The organism is Planomicrobium sp. CPCC 101110 (genome assembly GCF_007859395.1).
Taxonomy (GTDB): domain Bacteria; phylum Bacillota; class Bacilli; order Bacillales_A; family Planococcaceae; genus Planococcus.
In genome coordinates this window covers 105,984-122,814 of the sequence record NZ_VOHD01000011.1, presented here as the reverse complement: position 1 = coordinate 122,814, position 16,831 = coordinate 105,984, and the positions used below count along the sequence as shown (strand labels likewise).

The following is a 16,831-nucleotide window of genomic DNA, read 5'->3' as shown; positions in this document are numbered from 1 at the left end:
TTTCTCTTTAAAAGCGTAAGCGTCCCCTCAGCTCCGACAAGTGCTGGAAGCATAGCTGGCAATGGCGCTTTTTGCCTTTGCAGGCTAGGCAGAAGCGACTCGAGGGGCTGGACGCTGGAGCTGGATAAAAACATTCCTGCTCCGAATTAGCATCAAGTTTACTCTTTAAATAAAAAGAAGGGGCAGGGTAAGTCCCCACCCCTTTTACCCTCTTTTATTATAGAGGTTCATAAGAAATTAAGCTATGATTTTGAGATTACAGGCCAGTTTTGTACATGTGCAACGCGATGTCGATGCAGCGTGCAGAGTAGCCTGACTCGTTGTCGTACCAAGCAAGAACTTTCACCATGTTGCCGCCAAGTTCCATTGTGGACAATAGGTCGACAGTTGATGAAGAAGTGTTGCCGTTATAGTCGCGCGATACAAGCGGAAGATCGCTGTAGCTCAAGAAGCCGTTTTCGTCTTTATCGATTGCTTCTTTCAAAGCGTTGTTTACATCTTCTACAGTTGCATCAGTTTCTAATTCAGCAACCAAGTCGATCAATGATACGTTTGGTGTAGGAACGCGGATCGCCATTCCGTCAAGTTTGCCTTCCAATTCAGGCAATACTTGTGTTACTGCAACCGCAGCACCAGTAGTTGTCGGAATCATTGACTCTGCTGCTGAACGAGCGCGGCGGTAGTCCTTATGCGGTGAATCCAACAAAATTTGGTCGTTTGTGTACGAGTGGATTGTTGTCATCATCGCTTTTTTGATGCCGAACTTGTCGTTCAGGATTTTTGAAATTCCAGCAAGGCCGTTAGTTGTACATGAAGCGTTTGATACAACGTGGTCTTCTTCCGGGTTGTAGCTTTCATGGTTAACGCCCATAACAACAGTTTTCATGCCTTTTCCTGGAGCAGAAACGATAACTTTTTTAGCGCCTGCTTGGATGTGTTTTTTCGCATCTTCAGCATTTGTGAAGAATCCTGTAGACTCGATTACGATGTCAATGTTGTTTTCTCCCCATGGAAGGTTTGCAGGATCTTTTTCAGAGTAAACGTGGATTCTTTTGCCGTTAACGATCAAATCGTTGCCTTCAGATGAAATTTCAGCATCCAGGATACCGTGGATAGAATCATATTTCAAAAGGTGTGCAAGCATTTTTGCATCAGTCAAATCGTTTACTGCTACCACTTCTACCTCGTTGTTTGCCAATGCCTGGCGGAATACGATGCGTCCGATACGTCCAAATCCGTTAATTGCTAATTTTAAAGTCATTTAAATTTCCTCCCGATTTTGAGTTAACTCAAGTATTTTGTGAGCAGCGCCTTCATCCGTAATGAGGCTCGTCTGAGGGGCTGCATTTTTGAAATAAGAAAGAATCGCTTTTGCTTTCGACCGTCCTCCTGCAACTGCCAAGATCGCTGGAGCTTTTTGAACTTGCTCTAATTGGATTCCCGCTGTGCGGATGCGATAAACTACTTTTCCTTCTTTATCGAAGTAATAGCCGAACGCTTCACTCACCGCGCCGCCCGAACGGATCCGTTCGACTTCCTCAGTTGAAGATTGCCGCTGAAGGGCAATTTCTTCTGCATTCCCGATTCCATGGACTACTACATCCGTCTGGTCATACAAATTCATCATTTCCTTGATCACCGGCTCACGCATCATCATTTCATATGCTTCAGCGCTCAAATGGTCCGGCAAGTAAAGCGTTTTGACAGATCCCCCGGTTTTTCCTGCAAACGATGAGGCAATTGTATTGGCTTGATGCAGCACATCTTCGCCAAGCCCTCCGCGCGCAGCTATGAATTGCAGCGTATTGTCCTTTTTATCGGAAGACAATTCCTTTGAAATGGCAGCCATGGTGCTGCCGCCAGTTACTGCAATCTTTTTGTGCTGTGGGAAGAGGGACTCCAATAGCCGGGCTGCTTCTTTGCCGATATTCGATTTTACGGCCGGGATGTCGTCGCTGTCTTGCGGAAGGATCAGCACTCTCGAAATTCCAAGAAGGGATTTCAATTGCTTCTCCATTGCTATCAGCCCCGACACATCACGCATGAAATCTTTTAAAGCATCGAGCACAGCCAAGCCTTCGTCAGAAACAGTCATGCCGGAGGACTTTGCCTTGATCAGCTGCTGGTTGCGCAACAGATCCGTTTCTTTCCTGATTTCTCTTTCGGTGGAGCCGGCAAGTTCGCTGAGTGCCCGCCTGCCAATCGGCTCCTCCATTTGGATTGTCAATAATATTTGATAGCGTTTTTTCAGGAGTTCGGTCATTTCCGGCATAAGCTTTTGCTGCGCTTCCGTTAATGGATCCATTGCTTCACTCCCTCCGGTTGGACGTTTTTTGTCCCACAACACCAAATAATGTCCCGCTAGAATCATTCTAGCGAAACAGAAATAAAAAAGCAAACAAAAAAAGCGTTATAAATCTAACGCTCCTAGTAAATCGGCATAACCAATATTGCCGTATAGTAAAATCTTCCGATCTTTTTCAAGCACCGGAATCATCAGCATATACTTTTCATGAAGATCATGATCGGTTTCGATGTTGATTTCCTGGTATTCCAGAGGAAAATCTTCCTGTACGAGCCCAATCATCAACTTGGCTTCTTCGCATAATGGACAATTTGGGCGTGTGTATAAAGTAAACATAGGGTTCCTTCTTTCGTAATGTACTCCCATTCATTTTCGAAAGGCTTAGGGGCTGGACCCGGAGAACCTTCTCTATCCCATTATACTCTAAGCGGCTGAAAAGAAAAAAGCTGAGCCATCCATCCGGAAAACCGGACAAACAGCTCAGCTTATAATTCTGGATACCCTCGGAGGGAATCGAACCCCCATTTCAAGAACCGGAATCTTGCGTGTGATCCATTACACTACGAGGGCGCATTTGTATTTCGCAATCTGTATTAGCGACTTTTCTATTATACAAAAGTATTTTCAAATTATCAACCCACTTTTTTCAATTCATTATATTTGACCTTCATTGACCATCATGTGTATGATAATACTACAGCTGAAACCTGTTTCAGCAATGTTATCAATCATCTATATGAGGAGGATCTATTCATGAACTTAATCCCAACAGTAATTGAACAAACAAGCCGTGGCGAACGCGCTTACGACATTTATTCACGTTTGCTGAAAGACCGCGTTATTATGCTAGGAAGCGGCATCGACGATAATGTGGCCAATTCTATTGTGGCTCAGCTTCTGTTCCTTGAAGCGGAAGATCCTGAAAAAGATATTTCCATCTACATCAACAGCCCTGGCGGCAGCATCACAGCCGGTATGGCGATTTATGACACAATGCAATTCATCCGTCCAGATGTTCAGACAATCTGCATCGGTATGGCTGCTTCAATGGGGGCTTTCCTTCTTGCAGCTGGCACGAAAGGCAAACGCTATGCGCTTCCGAACGCAGAAGTCATGATCCATCAGCCACTTGGCGGAGCTCAAGGCCAAGCCACTGAAATCGAAATCGCTGCAAAACGCATTTTGCACTTGCGCGAAAAATTGAACCAAATCTTATCTGACCGCACTGGCCAGCCGATAGATGTTATCTCTAAAGACACAGACCGCGATAACTTCATGACTGCTGACCGCGCACTTGAATACGGTTTGGTTGACCAAATCATCACTCGCAACAAATTGCCGAATGATAAAAAATAATAATAAAAAAACTCCCCGCCATGGAGACGGGGAGTTTTTTTATTTGGCAGGGAAAGCTTTTTTATGCGGCTGGCGCTTTTGGAACCAATAGTTGTGGCTGCGAAAAAATTTTCAGCCCTATAAAAATTCACGGCCTCGATGACCGTGAGTTTTACGCTTGCTTATCAACCATTGCAGACAGAGAGTCCACTGCCGTTTCTTCGTCTGTACCATCTGCGGTAATTTTGATTGTCGTGCCTTTGCTTATAGCTAAGCTCATTAGTCCCATAATGCTTTTAGCATTGACTTTTTTATTGTCTTTTTCCAGATAGACATCGGAGTTGAACCGGTTCGCTTCTTGGACAAACAACGCCGCTTGCCTTGCTTGAAGTCCGGTATTCAGTAAAACTTTCACTTCTTTTTCTACCATGCTGATCCTCCTCCAAAACTCAACTAAACTTGCATCTATAAAAGAACAGCCGGCTTTTTACCGGCCGATCATTTCTCCTTTGCGAAGCGATTCTGCGATTTCATCAATTTTCCGCAAGCGGTGGTTGACGCCCGACTTGCTGACATTTCCAGAAGAAACCATTTCACCAAGCTCTTTTAGTGTAATATCCTGAAATTCGACGCGCAGCCGTGCAATTTCCCGGAGCCGCTCCGGCAATTGGTCGATGCCAATTGCATTATCGATAAAACGAATATTCTCCACTTGCCGAAGAGCGGCATCAATGGTTTTGTTCAGATTGGCAGTCTCGCAATTCACCAAACGGTTTACGCTATTGCGCATATCCCGGATAATCCGGACGTCTTCAAATTTCAACAAAGCGGAATGCGCCCCAGTGATGCTGAAGAAATCGGATATTTTTTCAGCTTCTTTCAGATAAGTAACAAACCCTTTTTTCCGTTCAATAGTTTTGCTGTTCAAGTGGAACTTATTCATCAATTCAACCAGAGAATCTGCATGGTCTTTATAAAGTGAATAGATTTCCAAATGGTAAGACGAAGTTTCCGGGTTGTTGACGGACCCGCCCGCCAGAAAAGCACCGCGCAAGTAAGCGCGCTTGCAGCAATTTTTTTCAACTAGCATTTTATCGATTTCATGCTGGAATTGAAACCCTTCGGACAAGATTGCCAAGTCCTCCAATATATGCTTTGAGCCTTCCCGTATGCGGCATATATAGACATTGTTCTTTTTTAAGCGCATTTTTTTCCGGACCAGCAATTCTACTGGATAAACCGCGTAAAAACGCTTCAGCATCGTATAAATCCGCCTTGCAATCGCAGCATTCTCGGTCTGTATATCTAGGCTCAGCTGCCGATTTGAAAATGACAGTGTGCCATTCATGCGGATTAATGCCGATAGTTCAGCTTTCCCACAGCAATCATCCACTTCGATTTGAGTCATTTCTTTTTTTGTTTCGGATGCGAAAGACAAAACATGTTCCCCCCTTTTCAAACACTAGAAATACATCTGTGTTGAATCTTCCTTAGCGAGCCCTCCTGCATATTCAAAAAGCCATTCTGCCACTTTGGATGGTTCGTGCCGGACAGCTTCCCCTAAAATATTGGCAATGTCTTCTTTGAAGATGTGAAGGCCCTGTTGGCGCAGGCGTTCTTCATCGTATTCAACAGGCCACGCCCGCTCTTTTTTATAGCGCTCCGCAATATTTTGCGGAATTTCGACTTTATCAAGCAAAATCGCGTCTAAAAAAGCTTCTCCTACGTGGTCATAGAGGGCTTGTACATGGTCTGCTGCTGTATAGCGATAAGTTTCGCCTGCTTGAGTCATCAAATTGCAAATATAGATTTTCTTCGCATTTGATGCAACCACCGCATTTCTTATATCTTTTACTAATAAATTCGGCAAGATGCTAGTATACAAAGATCCCGGCCCGATAACAATAATATCCGCGTTCCGGATAGCCGCAATGGTATCCGGAAGTGTTTTAACGTCGTGCGGCTCTAGATAAACCCGCTTTATCTTCTGCAAGTATGCCGGTATTTTGGATTCCCCTTTGACCATCGATCCATCTTCCAATTCAGCGTAAAGGGTCACCAATTGGTTGGCCGCCGGCAATATTGTGCCATTGACATTCAAAACCCGGCTCATTTCCCGAACAGCAAGTGAAAAATCACCGGTAATTTCGGTCAGAGCCGCCAGCATCAGATTGCCCAACGAATGGCCGCCAAGATCCAACGATCCTTTGAACCGATGTTGGAACATTTCCGCTACCAATGGTTCCGCATCCGATAACGCCGCCATGACATTGCGTATATCTCCCGGAGGCGGAATATCCAAATCGTCTCTTAAACGCCCAGAACTGCCGCCATCATCTGCTACAGTGACAATAGCGGTCAAATCAAGCGGAAACTTTTTCAATCCCCGAAGGAGAGTGGAAAGTCCTGTGCCTCCGCCAATAATCACCATTCGCTTGCGGCGAACATGTTGTTCCATCCACTCAGCCCTTTCTTGGTTTGACGTCCCTGTGGGTCACGATGGTTTTATAGTTTTCGGACAGTAGTTTTCCATAGTATTCCGCTAATGTAACAGAGCGGTGTTGTCCGCCTGTGCACCCAAAGGCGATGACCAATTGCGCTTTTCCTTCATTTTTATAGAGCGGAATCATAAATTCGAAAAGATCCGTCAGTTTACTGACCAAGGTCTGTGTTTCGGGTTTTTCAAGCACATAACTGGAAACAGGCTCATCCAGCCCGGATAGCGGATTCAATTCTTCTACATAATAAGGATTCGTCAAGAAGCGGACATCGAAAACAAGATCCGCATCAATCGGCATGCTGTGTTTGAAACCGAAAGAGACGACGTTGACGGTGAAAACATTGCTGGACTTCGTCGAGAAATCCGAAATGATTTTTTCTTTCAACTGCCGTGGAGTCATCTGGGAAGTGTTGTAGATGTACTTCGCTCTTCCTTGCAGATCTTCCAGCATATCCCGTTCTTTTTTAATCCCTCCAAGCACGAGGCCGCCCGGAGACAACGGGTGGGAACGGCGTGACTCTTTGTAACGGCTGACAAGCGTCTGGTTGTCGGCATCAAGAAATAGAATCGTGATGGAAATTTTCGGCTCTTTCGACAAGCCATCGATGGCATCGACCAGATTGTCGAAAAAGTCGCCGCCGCGCAAATCCATGACTGCTGCCACCCGTTTCATCGACTTGCCGGAATCACGCATCAATTGCATGAACGTCAGCAATAAAGCCGGAGGCAAATTGTCTATGGTGAAAAATCCTAGATCCTCGAAGCTCTGGATTGCAACTGTCTTGCCGGCTCCCGACATACCGGTGATAACAATCAGTTCAGTTTCTTCATTGTTATTATTTTCCATCATAGCAATCCACCTCTTCCGTCGACATTTGGATATTCTCTTCTAACAGATCAAAATCAGATGTGTAGCGGAACGTCCCATATTGCATTCCTCTTTGATGTGCGGCAAATTGCAGATTGGTCCGGTCTCCCTCTGCCATCGGCAAAAACGCCAAACTTTCCACAGGATGCCATTCAAGCAAACCTTCACGTGTTTCTTCGAACGGAACTCCAGTCAATCCTCTTGCAGCAAAAGTAAAAAGCATCCACTCATCCACTTTTTCGCCAGCGTCTTCAATCACCATCGTGTAGATGCCTTTCAAATGCGTTCCGATCGGTGTTGCATTTGTTTCTTCCTTGAATTCTCTTATGGCTGCCTCATATATCGATTCTCCGGCTTCCATCTTGCCGCCTGGTGCCACGTACCAATCACGGCGCGGTTTTTTAAGCAATAATACTTGATCGTTTTGGATAACTAATAAATTCGCGATTCGCTGCACATTCGACACTCCACATCTATTGTAAACTCTCTCCATTATACACCTATCCGGGCGTGCCATGCAAAAAAAGAAAAGCACAGACGCCTATGGAGCTCCGACAAGCGCCAAAACCCCAAAAAAAGGCCGGTCTCCGAGAAACTCGGAAAACGGCCAATCAAAGTTTTATAAAAAGGGGGTCAATTTACTCTTTTACTTTACCCCATGCTCATGACAAGCATGTTACAAAAGGATTAAGAAAGGATTAAATTAAGCCTTTATGCTAAGTTTTTCTGCCAATTCTTCTACATAATGCTGTACAGCCTGTGCAGCGATGCTTCCATCCCCTGTTGCCGTTACAACTTGGCGGAGCATTTTTTCCCGTACGTCGCCTGCTGCAAAAATGCCAGGAACTGAAGTTGCCATATGGTCATCAGTAACAACATAGCCTTCTCCGTTCAGGATTCCTAAATCAGCAAACGGTTTAGTCAACGGCAGCATCCCGATATAGATGAATACGCCATCCGCTTTGAATTCCTGTTCAGCTCCATCTTTTGTGGAGACGAGCGTCACGCTTCCGACTTTGCCCTCTTCAGCATTGATTTCTTTGACAGTGTGGCTCCAGATAAAGTCGATTTTGTCGTTGGCAAATGCCCGGTCTTGAAGAATTTTCTGGGCGCGCAGCTCATCGCGGCGGTGAACGATTGTCACTTTATCCGCAAAACGAGTCAAGTAGACGCCTTCTTCGACTGCGGAATCTCCGCCGCCGACAACAACCAATTGTTTTTGTTTGAAGAATGCTCCGTCGCAAACCGCGCAATAGCTGACGCCGCGGCCGCCAAGCTCTGATTCGCCAGGAATCCCCATTTTCTTGTACTCTGCGCCGGTTGTGATGATAATGGCACGAGCGCGGTATTCTTTTGAACCCGCAATAATGGTTTTGTATTCTTCCCCGTCAATGATTTCTTTAACGTCGCCGTATGCGTACTCGGCTCCGAATTTCTTCGCGTGTTCAAACATTTTTGTTGAAAGATCCGGTCCTAGAATATGGTCAAAGCCCGGATAATTTTCAATTTCTTCCGTGTTGGCCATTTGGCCGCCAGGAATTCCGCGTTCCAACATCAGCGTGGACAAATTGCCTCGGGATGTGTAAACCGCTGCTGTCATTCCAGCTGGCCCTGCACCGATAATAATTACATCATAAATTTTAATGTTTTCAGTCATAATGAACCTCCTAAGTCCCAGTAGCTAAATCGTATAAGATTCTAACCATCCCATCAACTTTTTTGCCTACGACTCAAAAATCGGCAAATACTGTATCAGTTCGTTGACGTATTTGGTCAGCGTGGCGGGAGAAATACCGTATGTTTCCGCAATCACTTTTTTTGTAACAGATTGGTCGCGCGACGAATTGAACATATAGTCCGCTGCTGCTGCCAAAGCATTCGGATTTTTGAACTGGTACTGCCGGTCAAATGCTTTATCGAAAATCATGAACCACATCTGAAAAGCATAAGATCCCTGCTGCGTCACCATTCCTTCTTTATCATAAAGGATTTCAGTCGCCCTCATGGCGCGCATGAATGCCTGTTCTTCGGGAACCGCTTCTTTGAACGGATGGCCGAGCGCATAGCCAAGCAAATATGTTTCAAGAAGGGACGGCTGGTCTGACTGCAGCCATTTTGGGTGGGAGATAATTTCTTGTTTGTGGGAAGACTTCCCAAGCAAAAACAATCCGAATAACCGCTCGCTCTTATGGGAATGATCCAGTTTTTCCACCAAATAGTCACGGTCATGTTCGAGTGCGTCAGCATGGGGCATCACAGCGTTTTCCGACCATGGCTCATAGCCTTCTTTATCCGGATCCATCTTCGTCAATTGCTTCCATGCTTGTCTTGCCACATCTTCGTGCCCTGCATGGTAAGCAGCATGGGACAGCCAGAAATAGAAAGCGGGGTCCCCGTCGAATCCGCGTTTTTGCAGACTTCGCAGCCAACGGTACGCTTCCTTGTATTTCCCGACCAATGCGAACGTGGCGCCTAATTTGTAGCGATGTTCAAAAACATACGGCTGTATTTTTTTCAGCAGTTCCAGGATATCTTCCAGCTCATCGTTTTTCTCGTAATAATGGAAGACCGCCAGATTGCAAAGCGCATGAAGGTTGCCCGGATTCCTCCTTAGCACATCATGAAGCAAAGCTTTTGCCATCTCTGCTTCGCCCACATAGAAATAAGCGAGCGCCAAATTGTTGTGTGCTCCCCAAAAATCAGGCTTTTCTTCGATCAGCTGCTCCAGCAGGTGGATGGCTCCTGCAAAATTGCCTTGTTCCATCCAGCGCCGCGCTTTTTCCTGCTGATAGAAATATTCGCTGTCCTGGGCTTCTCCTTCGTCATCGAAAAGCTGCCAGTCTTCCTGTTCCGCAAAGTCGATGATTTCCATCGCTTCCGCAGCATAATCGCCTTGAATATCCTGTTCAACATACTTTTTCGCGTATTTACGGGCTTCCAAAAACATACCCATATGCGCATGCGCTTCCGCCAGGAAGAAAAGGATATCCGTTTCCTCCGGGTCGATGCTGTAGGCTTCCCGCAAAGCATCCATCGCCCGTTCGAACTCCTGCATTTCCATCAGGACGATGCCGTAGTGCATCAGGATGAGCGGATCTTTGGGACTTAGCTCGGTAGCGCGCTGCAAATATTTATGGGCTTTTTGGAACTGGTCGCGCTGCAGCTCTTTGAGCGCTTTTTTGTAATAGTATTCTCCTGTTGGAATGAATGACAGTACATTCTCTTGGTTTTTCTTCTTTTTATTCTCCAAAATATGCCTCCGAAAAAGTAAAAGGAACGAATAGCTTCGTCCCTATACTTAAATATGCTTATTATTATAGCATATTCCCCTATTATTTACTTGAAGTTTTGGTTGCATGGCGCTCTTTTAGAACATCGATCACTTGATCCAGGCTGACTTTCTGCTCCTGCAGCAAAACGAGGACATGGTAGAGCAAATCAGCCGTTTCCATTGACAGCTCTTGAGGATCCCGGTTTTTCGCAGCAATGATCACTTCCGACGCTTCTTCGCCGACTTTCTTGCAGATTTTGTCGACTCCTTCAGTAAACAAGTACGTCGTATAGGCCCCTTCGGGCATTTCCTCTTCCCGCTTTTGGATGAGGCCGGTCAATTGCCCGAACATATCAGCTGCCGATTCATTGGCCGTGCCATGAATCGTTTCATGGAAGCAGCTTTTTTCACCGGTGTGGCATGCCGGACCGTTCGGAATCACTTCATAGATGAGGGAGTCGCCGTCGCAATCCAGGCGGACCGCCGTGACTTGCTGTGTATTGCCGCTCGTCGCGCCTTTGTTCCACAATTCCTTCCGGCTTCTTGAATAAAGCCATGTTTCGTTCGTTTCCATCGTTTTTTGAAGAGCTTCTTCGTTGGCGTAAGCCAGTGTCAGCACTTCTTTCGAATTCGCATCTTGTATAATAACCGGAACTAGGCCGTCTTGGTCAAATTTCACATCCGTCATCGAACATTCACTCCTTCTTTCCGCAAATAATCTTTTACTTCGGCAATGCTCGTTTCCTTATAATGAAAAATTGACGCCGCAAGCGCCGCATCCACATCGACTTTTTTGAAGGCCTCTTCAAAATGCTCGCGCGCTCCTGCCCCGCCGCTCGCAATGACCGGCACTTCCACAGCATCCCGGATCGCTTTTGTCAGCTCCAGGTCAAAACCGTTTTTGGCTCCGTCTTTGTCCATGCTTGTCACCAGCAGTTCCCCTGCCCCAAGCTCGACACTTTTCTTCGCCCACTCGACGGCATCCCACTCGGTTTTGTTGCGGCCGCCGTGCGTATAAACATCCCAGCTGCCGCCGTTGCGTTTGGCATCTATCGCGACAACGATGCACTGCGACCCGAAAAAGTCCGCGCCTTCTTTGATAAGCTCCGGCCGGTCAAGAGCGGCCGTATTCAAAGAAACTTTGTCGGCGCCTGCGCGCAGCATCCGCTTCATATCTTCAAGCGTACGGATTCCACCGCCGACCGTGAACGGAATGGACAATTCGGTCGCGACCGTCTTGACCACTTCGACCATTGTTTCTTTTCCTTCATGGGATGCCGAAATATCCAAAAAGACCAATTCGTCAGCCCCTTGTTTGTCGTAAAAACGCGCAAGCTCGACCGGGTCTCCGGCATCGCGCAACGATACGAAACTGACGCCTTTCACTACACGCCCTTCTTTTACATCGAGACATGGGATAATCCTTTTTGTCAGCATGACAGCGCCTCCTCAAGGGTAAAACGGTTTTCGTAAAGGGCTTTTCCGATGATCACGCCTGCAATATTGCTTTCTTCCGACGCTTTTTTCACGTTGCGGACATCTTCCAAAGAGCCAATCCCGCCTGAAACAATAATTTCCGCTGTTTCCGAATCAGCCAAATCGATATTCGCTTTGATGTTCGGGCCAGCAAGTGTCCCATCCGTCGCGATATCGGTGTAGATGAAATGTTTGGCCCCTTTTGATGTAAAGAAGTTCGCGACATCCCTTGCCGACTGGCCGGATGTCTCAATCCAGCCTTCTGTTGCGGCCATGCCGTTTTTGGCGTCAATGCCGATGACGATTTTTTCAGGCCCGAATTCCTGGAGAAACGCTACAACAAGCTCCGGTTCACGTATGGCAAGGCTGCCGATAATAACGCGGCTAATTCCGTTCGCCAAATAATGCTCAATGTCTTCACGCGTCCGAATGCCGCCGCCGACTTGGACGTTGACCGGCAAAGAAGCCGCCTGGATCACTGCTCCGTCATTTATGCGGACTCCATCTTTTGCACCATCCAGATCGACCATATGGATCCATTCAGCCCCCGCATCAGCAAATTTTTTCGCCATTTCATACGGTGAATCGCCGTATACCGTTTCCTGCGCATAATCCCCTTGGAATAACCGTACACACTTGCCACCGCGCAGATCAATCGCGGGATAGATTTGAAACTTGCTCATCTTGGTTCCTCCTGACGTTTGCAATCCACTGCTCCAATAAATAATGGCCAAAATCCCCCGACTTTTCCGGATGGAACTGCATGCCGGTAATCAAGCCGGTTCCGACCACACCGGGCACTTCGACACCGCTGTATTCCGCAGTTGCCCACACTTGTTCCGGCACCGTATCCGTTGCGAGGAACGAATGGACAAAGTAGACATGCGTATCGCTTTGGATATCCTTCAGCCAATAAGGCATGCGCGGAAAATGCAGCCGGTTCCATCCCATGTGGGGAATGCGGTCCGTCCCTTTTTCGAAACGGCGGATATGGCCTTTCAACAAGCCAAGCCCTTGTGTCAACTTGCCTTCAGTACTATCTTCATACAACAATTGCATCCCAAGGCAAATGCCGAGCAAAGGAATGTTTTTTTGGGGCAGCGATTGGATAAACGCAGAAAGGCCCTTTTGGTCCAGCAATCCCATGGCATCCGGAAATGCCCCGACGCCCGGCAGCAGAATCGCTTCCGCTTCTTCCAGAATTTCGGGATCGTCGGACATGATAACTGTGCATTCCAGTTTTTTCAACGCTTGTTCAACACTGAACAAATTGCCCATACCGTAATCGATGATGCCGATGATCATGTCAACAACCCCTTTGTCGATGGAACGCCTTTCACCCGCGGATCGATGCTTGTCGCTTCATCCAGTGCACGGGCAAGCGCTTTGAATACGGCTTCAATGATGTGATGCGTATTTTCGCCGTAATGGATAATGACGTGGACATTCATGCGCGATTCAAGTGCGAATTTCCATAAAAACTCGTAAACCAATTCCGTGTCGAAAGTTCCCACTTTGGCATTCGGGATATTTCCGCGGAATTCCAAATGCGGCCGGTTTGAGCAGTCGATGACCACTTGCGCCAGGGCATCATCCATCGGCACGAAAGCGTTGCCGTAACGGCGGATGCCTTTTTTGTCGCCAAGCGCTTCTTTCACCGCTTGTCCCAGCACAATGCCGATATCTTCTGTTGTGTGGTGGTCATCGATATGCGTATCCCCGTCCGCCTTGATATCCCCATCAAACAATCCGTGTTTGATGAACAAGTCAAGCATGTGGTCCATGAACGGCACTCCTGTATTAATATCAGCTTTTCCCTCACCATCAAGCGCGAAGGCTACGGCTATTTTCGTTTCATTGGTATCGCGTTTCAACTCGGCTTTTCTCATGATTCAGTCTCCTTTTCCCATGACCTGGATTCGACAGCGCGCGCATGGCCTTCCAAACCTTCCAACCGCGCCAGACGGGCTATTTTATCTTTGTTCTGCTGCCATTGCTGTTCACTGTAACGGATGATGCTTGTCCGTTTTACAAAATCGTAAACCGATAACGCGCTCGAAAAACGTGCAGTGCTATTTGTCGGCAGCACATGATTGGTGCCGGCAAAATAATCGCCGACCGGCTCCGAGGAAAAACGGCCGATAAAAATGGCGCCGGCGTGGCGAATTTTTTCCGCTACCGCCTCAGGATCTTCCGTCATGATTTCCAGATGCTCCGGCGCAAGCTCATTTGCCGCATCAATCACTTCTTCAAGAGTGTCGCCGAGGTAAATCATGCCATGATCCTCGACCGCTTGTTGCGCAATGGCGTGCCTTGGCAAAGCCTCTGCTTGTTTTTGAACTTCCCTCGATACCGCTTCGGCTAAACTTGCACTTGCCGTAAGCAGCACCGCACATGCCATCGGATCATGTTCCGCCTGGGACAGCAGGTCTGCCGCAACTTCATCCGGAAAAGCGGTGTCATCGGCAATTATGGCAATCTCGCTCGGGCCGGCTATCATGTCGATTGCGACATCCCCGTTCACTTCACGCTTCGCGAGCGCCACAAAAATATTGCCCGGCCCTGTTATTTTATCGACAGGCGCAATGGATTCCGTGCCATACGCCAAAGCCGCAATGGCTTGTGCCCCGCCTGATTTATAAACTTCATCGATACCCAAGATATGGGCCGCGGCCAATACGCCGTCTGATAAACTGCCGTCTTTTCCTGGCGGTGAAATCAGCACGATTCGCCCGACCCCCGCCACCTGTGCCGGGATGACATTCATCAAAACCGATGAAGGATATGCGGCTGTGCCCCCTGGCACGTACAAGCCGGCTGAATCGATAGCCGTGACGCGCTGCGCCACATAAGAGCCGTCGCTTTTTTCAAGTTTATAGCCTTCCTGTTTTTGGCTTTCATGATAACGGCGTATATTGTCCGCCGCTTCCGTCAAGTCCGCCAGCAATTGGGAATCAAAACGCTCTACCGCTTCAGCGATTTCTTCCTGCGCAACGCGCAAGCGATCCAGTTTCGCGCCGTCCCATTTTTCGGTATAGCGAAGGAGCGCAGCGTCCCCTTCCGACCGGACTGCCGCAATAATTTCTTTGACAGCCTGGACTTGCTGGCTGCTTCCTTCGGCAATTGTCCGCCTAATGGAAATGCCTGAAGATAAACGAGTCCGCTTCATTTTACCGCCTGCTTTCTCAGTTTTTCCACAAGCTCTTGGATGCGGTCCTGCTTTAGCCGATAACTGACGGGATTGGCAATCAGCCGGGAAGTGATATCCACGATTTTGTCGTATTCCACCAGCCCGTTTTCTTTTAGCGTCTTTCCGGTCGATACAATGTCGACAATGCGGTCTGCCAGCCCAATCATGGGAGCCAATTCAATCGAGCCGTTCAATTCGATAATCTCCACCTGTTCGCCTTTGCCCCTGTAAAAACGGGACGCAATTTGTGGATACTTTGTCGCAATGCGCGGAGTCATCGGATTCATTTCCGTATTCGGAAGGCCCGCTGTCGCGATGTAGCATTGGCTGATGCCAAGATCAAGAAGTTCATGCACAGAGCGGTCAAGCTCAAGCATGACGTCTTTTCCAGCAATCCCCACATCCGCAACGCCGTGCTCCACATAAACCGGAACATCCATCGGTTTCGCTAAAATAAACCGGATTTTTTCGTTTGGCGCTTCGACAATCAGCTTTCGGGAATCATCAAGTTCCTTCGGCAGATCATAGCCCGCATTTACCAGCAGTTCATAAGCTTCTTCAAATATCCGCCCTTTCGGCATCGCAATCGTCAATTCATCCATTCAAAGCACCATCCAATCGTATTACTTCCCTGAACAATCCCGCGAATTCCTCAATTGCCTGAACCGCAGGCGCGTATTGAAGCGTTACATGAACGCCCTTTTCCCGCAATTCCTGCGCCTGCTCATGTGCCTGCTGTTCAGTTTCTTCCCCGAACAATATCAATGTATCAGCAGCATCTTCCTGCTTTGGTGCGATTGCTTCCAGCAGCCGGTCAACCCGCAAGCCGAAGCCCGTCGCCCCCACATGCAAGCCAAACTGCTTCATCAAGCCGTCATAACGTCCGCCGTTGCCTAGCGGAAACCCGCTTCCTGCACCGTAAAACTCAAATACCAGTCCCGTGTAATAAGTCATATGGCTGACAAAAGACAAATCGTACGTTACAGAGCCGGACAAGCCATTCCGCTCGATAATCTTTTGCAGCTTCAACATTTCTTCATACAAAGCCGCTTGTTCGGGATTTGAAAAATTAATCCACTGCTTCCAGTCTTCCAAAGTTTTTGAACGGTTCAGCGCCTTGAATGATTCGGTTTTTCCTTCTTCAATAGCCAGTCCTTCGACGATCTGTTCGAACTTCACGCTGTTTTTTGACACCAGCGCTTCCCGGACAATTTCAATCTGGCGGTCATCCAAGCCGAACTCCATCAATATGGATTGCAGCAGCCTGGTGTGCCCGACGACGATACGGCTGGATTCCACTTCCAGCTCTTTTAGAATTGTCGATGCCAAAATAATCACTTCCGCATCGGCGTATAGCGAGTTATCCCCGATCAGCTCTACACCCATTTGCTCAAATTCAGCCGGCCTGCCGCCTTCCCGCTTTTGCGCGCGGAAAACGTTCGAATAGTATGCGAGCCGTACCGGCATTTTCTCCTTCAATAACTTTGAGGCAACCACCCGTGCAATCGGCGATGTCATATCCGGACGCAGCACAAGCGTCTCGCCTTGATTGTCCAGCAATTTGAACAGAGCGTTATCAGGAATGGCCGATATTTTGCCAATTGTTTCATAGTATTCAAGCGTCGGCGTCTGAAGCAGATCATAGCCCGCTTGCTGCATGATTTTTGTTCCTTTTGCGCGGAGCTCCGTTTTCTTTTTAGCGATAAAAGGAAAATCGTCACGCATGCCAAGAGGCTTCTCAAACATTTCAATCGTCATATGAACACTTCCTATTTTTGGTTATTTTACTTTAGTTTGCTAATGTGATGAAGTATTAATTATTTTATCGCACATTTCCAGGAAGCGTCAAGGAATTGAGGTTAAAAAAACCCTGAAAGCGCAATTGC

General features: G+C 47.5%; 19 protein-coding genes and 1 tRNA gene. 1 reads left to right on the top strand and 19 read right to left on the bottom strand.

Going from position 1 to position 16,831, the window contains the following annotated elements:
* Positions 1–256 precede the first annotated feature (256 nt).
* The 4 genes from gap to FQV30_RS16425 form a co-directional block, all read right to left on the bottom strand.
* Positions 257–1,261, bottom strand: a complete 1,005-nt coding sequence (gap, locus tag FQV30_RS16440) for a type I glyceraldehyde-3-phosphate dehydrogenase (RefSeq protein ID WP_146501217.1) — start codon at positions 1,259–1,261, stop codon at positions 257–259.
* Positions 1,262–2,305, bottom strand: a complete 1,044-nt coding sequence (locus FQV30_RS16435) for a sugar-binding transcriptional regulator (protein WP_146501216.1) — start codon at positions 2,303–2,305, stop codon at positions 1,262–1,264.
* A 105-nt stretch (positions 2,306–2,410) separates the two neighbouring features.
* Complete coding sequence (locus FQV30_RS16430; RefSeq protein ID WP_146501215.1) at positions 2,411–2,641, bottom strand: glutaredoxin family protein; 231 nt, start codon at positions 2,639–2,641, stop codon at positions 2,411–2,413.
* A gap of 162 nt (positions 2,642–2,803) precedes the next feature.
* Positions 2,804–2,875: transfer RNA gene (locus FQV30_RS16425), tRNA-Arg, on the bottom strand.
* Between the two features lie 183 nt (positions 2,876–3,058).
* Between FQV30_RS16425 and clpP the strand changes: the two genes are divergently transcribed.
* Complete coding sequence (gene clpP, locus FQV30_RS16420; RefSeq protein ID WP_146501214.1) at positions 3,059–3,661, top strand: ATP-dependent Clp endopeptidase proteolytic subunit ClpP; 603 nt, start codon at positions 3,059–3,061, stop codon at positions 3,659–3,661.
* Between the two features lie 151 nt (positions 3,662–3,812).
* On the opposite strand, the gene FQV30_RS16415 is transcribed toward clpP, so the two are convergent.
* From FQV30_RS16415 to hisZ, 15 genes are all read right to left on the bottom strand, one after another.
* A complete protein-coding gene (locus tag FQV30_RS16415) occupies positions 3,813–4,070 on the bottom strand; it encodes an HPr family phosphocarrier protein (RefSeq protein WP_146501213.1) in 258 nt (85 codons plus the stop codon).
* A 57-nt stretch (positions 4,071–4,127) separates the two neighbouring features.
* On the bottom strand, positions 4,128–5,078 hold the full coding sequence (gene whiA, locus FQV30_RS16410) for a DNA-binding protein WhiA (protein WP_146501212.1): 951 nt from the start codon (positions 5,076–5,078) through the stop codon (positions 4,128–4,130).
* 24 nt (positions 5,079–5,102) lie between these two features.
* Entirely contained in the window at positions 5,103–6,098 is a 996-nt protein-coding gene (locus FQV30_RS16405) for a gluconeogenesis factor YvcK family protein (protein WP_146501211.1), read from the bottom strand.
* A 4-nt stretch (positions 6,099–6,102) separates the two neighbouring features.
* Complete coding sequence (rapZ, locus tag FQV30_RS16400) at positions 6,103–6,990, bottom strand: RNase adapter RapZ (protein ID WP_146501210.1); 888 nt, start codon at positions 6,988–6,990, stop codon at positions 6,103–6,105.
* A complete protein-coding gene (locus FQV30_RS16395) occupies positions 6,977–7,465 on the bottom strand; it encodes an NUDIX domain-containing protein (protein ID WP_146501209.1) in 489 nt (162 codons plus the stop codon). Before FQV30_RS16395 ends, rapZ begins: the two co-directional genes overlap by 14 nt.
* A 246-nt stretch (positions 7,466–7,711) precedes the next feature.
* A complete protein-coding gene (gene trxB / locus FQV30_RS16390) occupies positions 7,712–8,665 on the bottom strand; it encodes a thioredoxin-disulfide reductase (protein WP_146501208.1) in 954 nt (317 codons plus the stop codon).
* A gap of 66 nt (positions 8,666–8,731) precedes the next feature.
* Entirely contained in the window at positions 8,732–10,258 is a 1,527-nt protein-coding gene (locus FQV30_RS16385; protein ID WP_146501207.1) for a tetratricopeptide repeat protein, read from the bottom strand.
* 82 nt (positions 10,259–10,340) lie between these two features.
* Entirely contained in the window at positions 10,341–10,967 is a 627-nt protein-coding gene (gene hisIE, locus FQV30_RS16380; RefSeq protein WP_146501206.1) for a bifunctional phosphoribosyl-AMP cyclohydrolase/phosphoribosyl-ATP diphosphatase HisIE, read from the bottom strand.
* Positions 10,964–11,716 (bottom strand): imidazole glycerol phosphate synthase subunit HisF, encoded by a 753-nt coding sequence (gene hisF, locus FQV30_RS16375; protein ID WP_146501205.1) that lies wholly within the window; start codon positions 11,714–11,716, stop codon positions 10,964–10,966. Before hisF ends, hisIE begins: the two co-directional genes overlap by 4 nt.
* On the bottom strand, positions 11,710–12,438 hold the full coding sequence (gene hisA / locus FQV30_RS16370; RefSeq protein WP_146501204.1) for a 1-(5-phosphoribosyl)-5-[(5-phosphoribosylamino)methylideneamino]imidazole-4-carboxamide isomerase: 729 nt from the start codon (positions 12,436–12,438) through the stop codon (positions 11,710–11,712). The genes hisF and hisA overlap by 7 nt, the downstream gene beginning before the upstream one ends.
* Positions 12,407–13,060: an imidazole glycerol phosphate synthase subunit HisH gene (gene hisH / locus FQV30_RS16365; protein ID WP_146501203.1), complete on the bottom strand. Its 654-nt coding sequence runs from the start codon at positions 13,058–13,060 to the stop codon at positions 12,407–12,409. Before hisH ends, hisA begins: the two co-directional genes overlap by 32 nt.
* The gene (hisB, locus tag FQV30_RS16360; protein ID WP_370512411.1) at positions 13,057–13,644 is read right to left on the bottom strand and encodes an imidazoleglycerol-phosphate dehydratase HisB; all 588 of its coding nucleotides are present in this window, start codon (positions 13,642–13,644) and stop codon (positions 13,057–13,059) included. The genes hisH and hisB overlap by 4 nt, the downstream gene beginning before the upstream one ends.
* On the bottom strand, positions 13,641–14,924 hold the full coding sequence (gene hisD / locus FQV30_RS16355) for a histidinol dehydrogenase (RefSeq protein WP_146501201.1): 1,284 nt from the start codon (positions 14,922–14,924) through the stop codon (positions 13,641–13,643). The genes hisB and hisD overlap by 4 nt, the downstream gene beginning before the upstream one ends.
* Positions 14,921–15,547, bottom strand: coding sequence for an ATP phosphoribosyltransferase (gene hisG / locus FQV30_RS16350; protein ID WP_146501200.1), 627 nt, complete (start codon positions 15,545–15,547; stop codon positions 14,921–14,923). Before hisG ends, hisD begins: the two co-directional genes overlap by 4 nt.
* Positions 15,540–16,703, bottom strand: a complete 1,164-nt coding sequence (gene hisZ, locus FQV30_RS16345) for an ATP phosphoribosyltransferase regulatory subunit (protein ID WP_146501199.1) — start codon at positions 16,701–16,703, stop codon at positions 15,540–15,542. Before hisZ ends, hisG begins: the two co-directional genes overlap by 8 nt.
* Between the last annotated feature and the right edge of the window lie 128 nt (positions 16,704–16,831).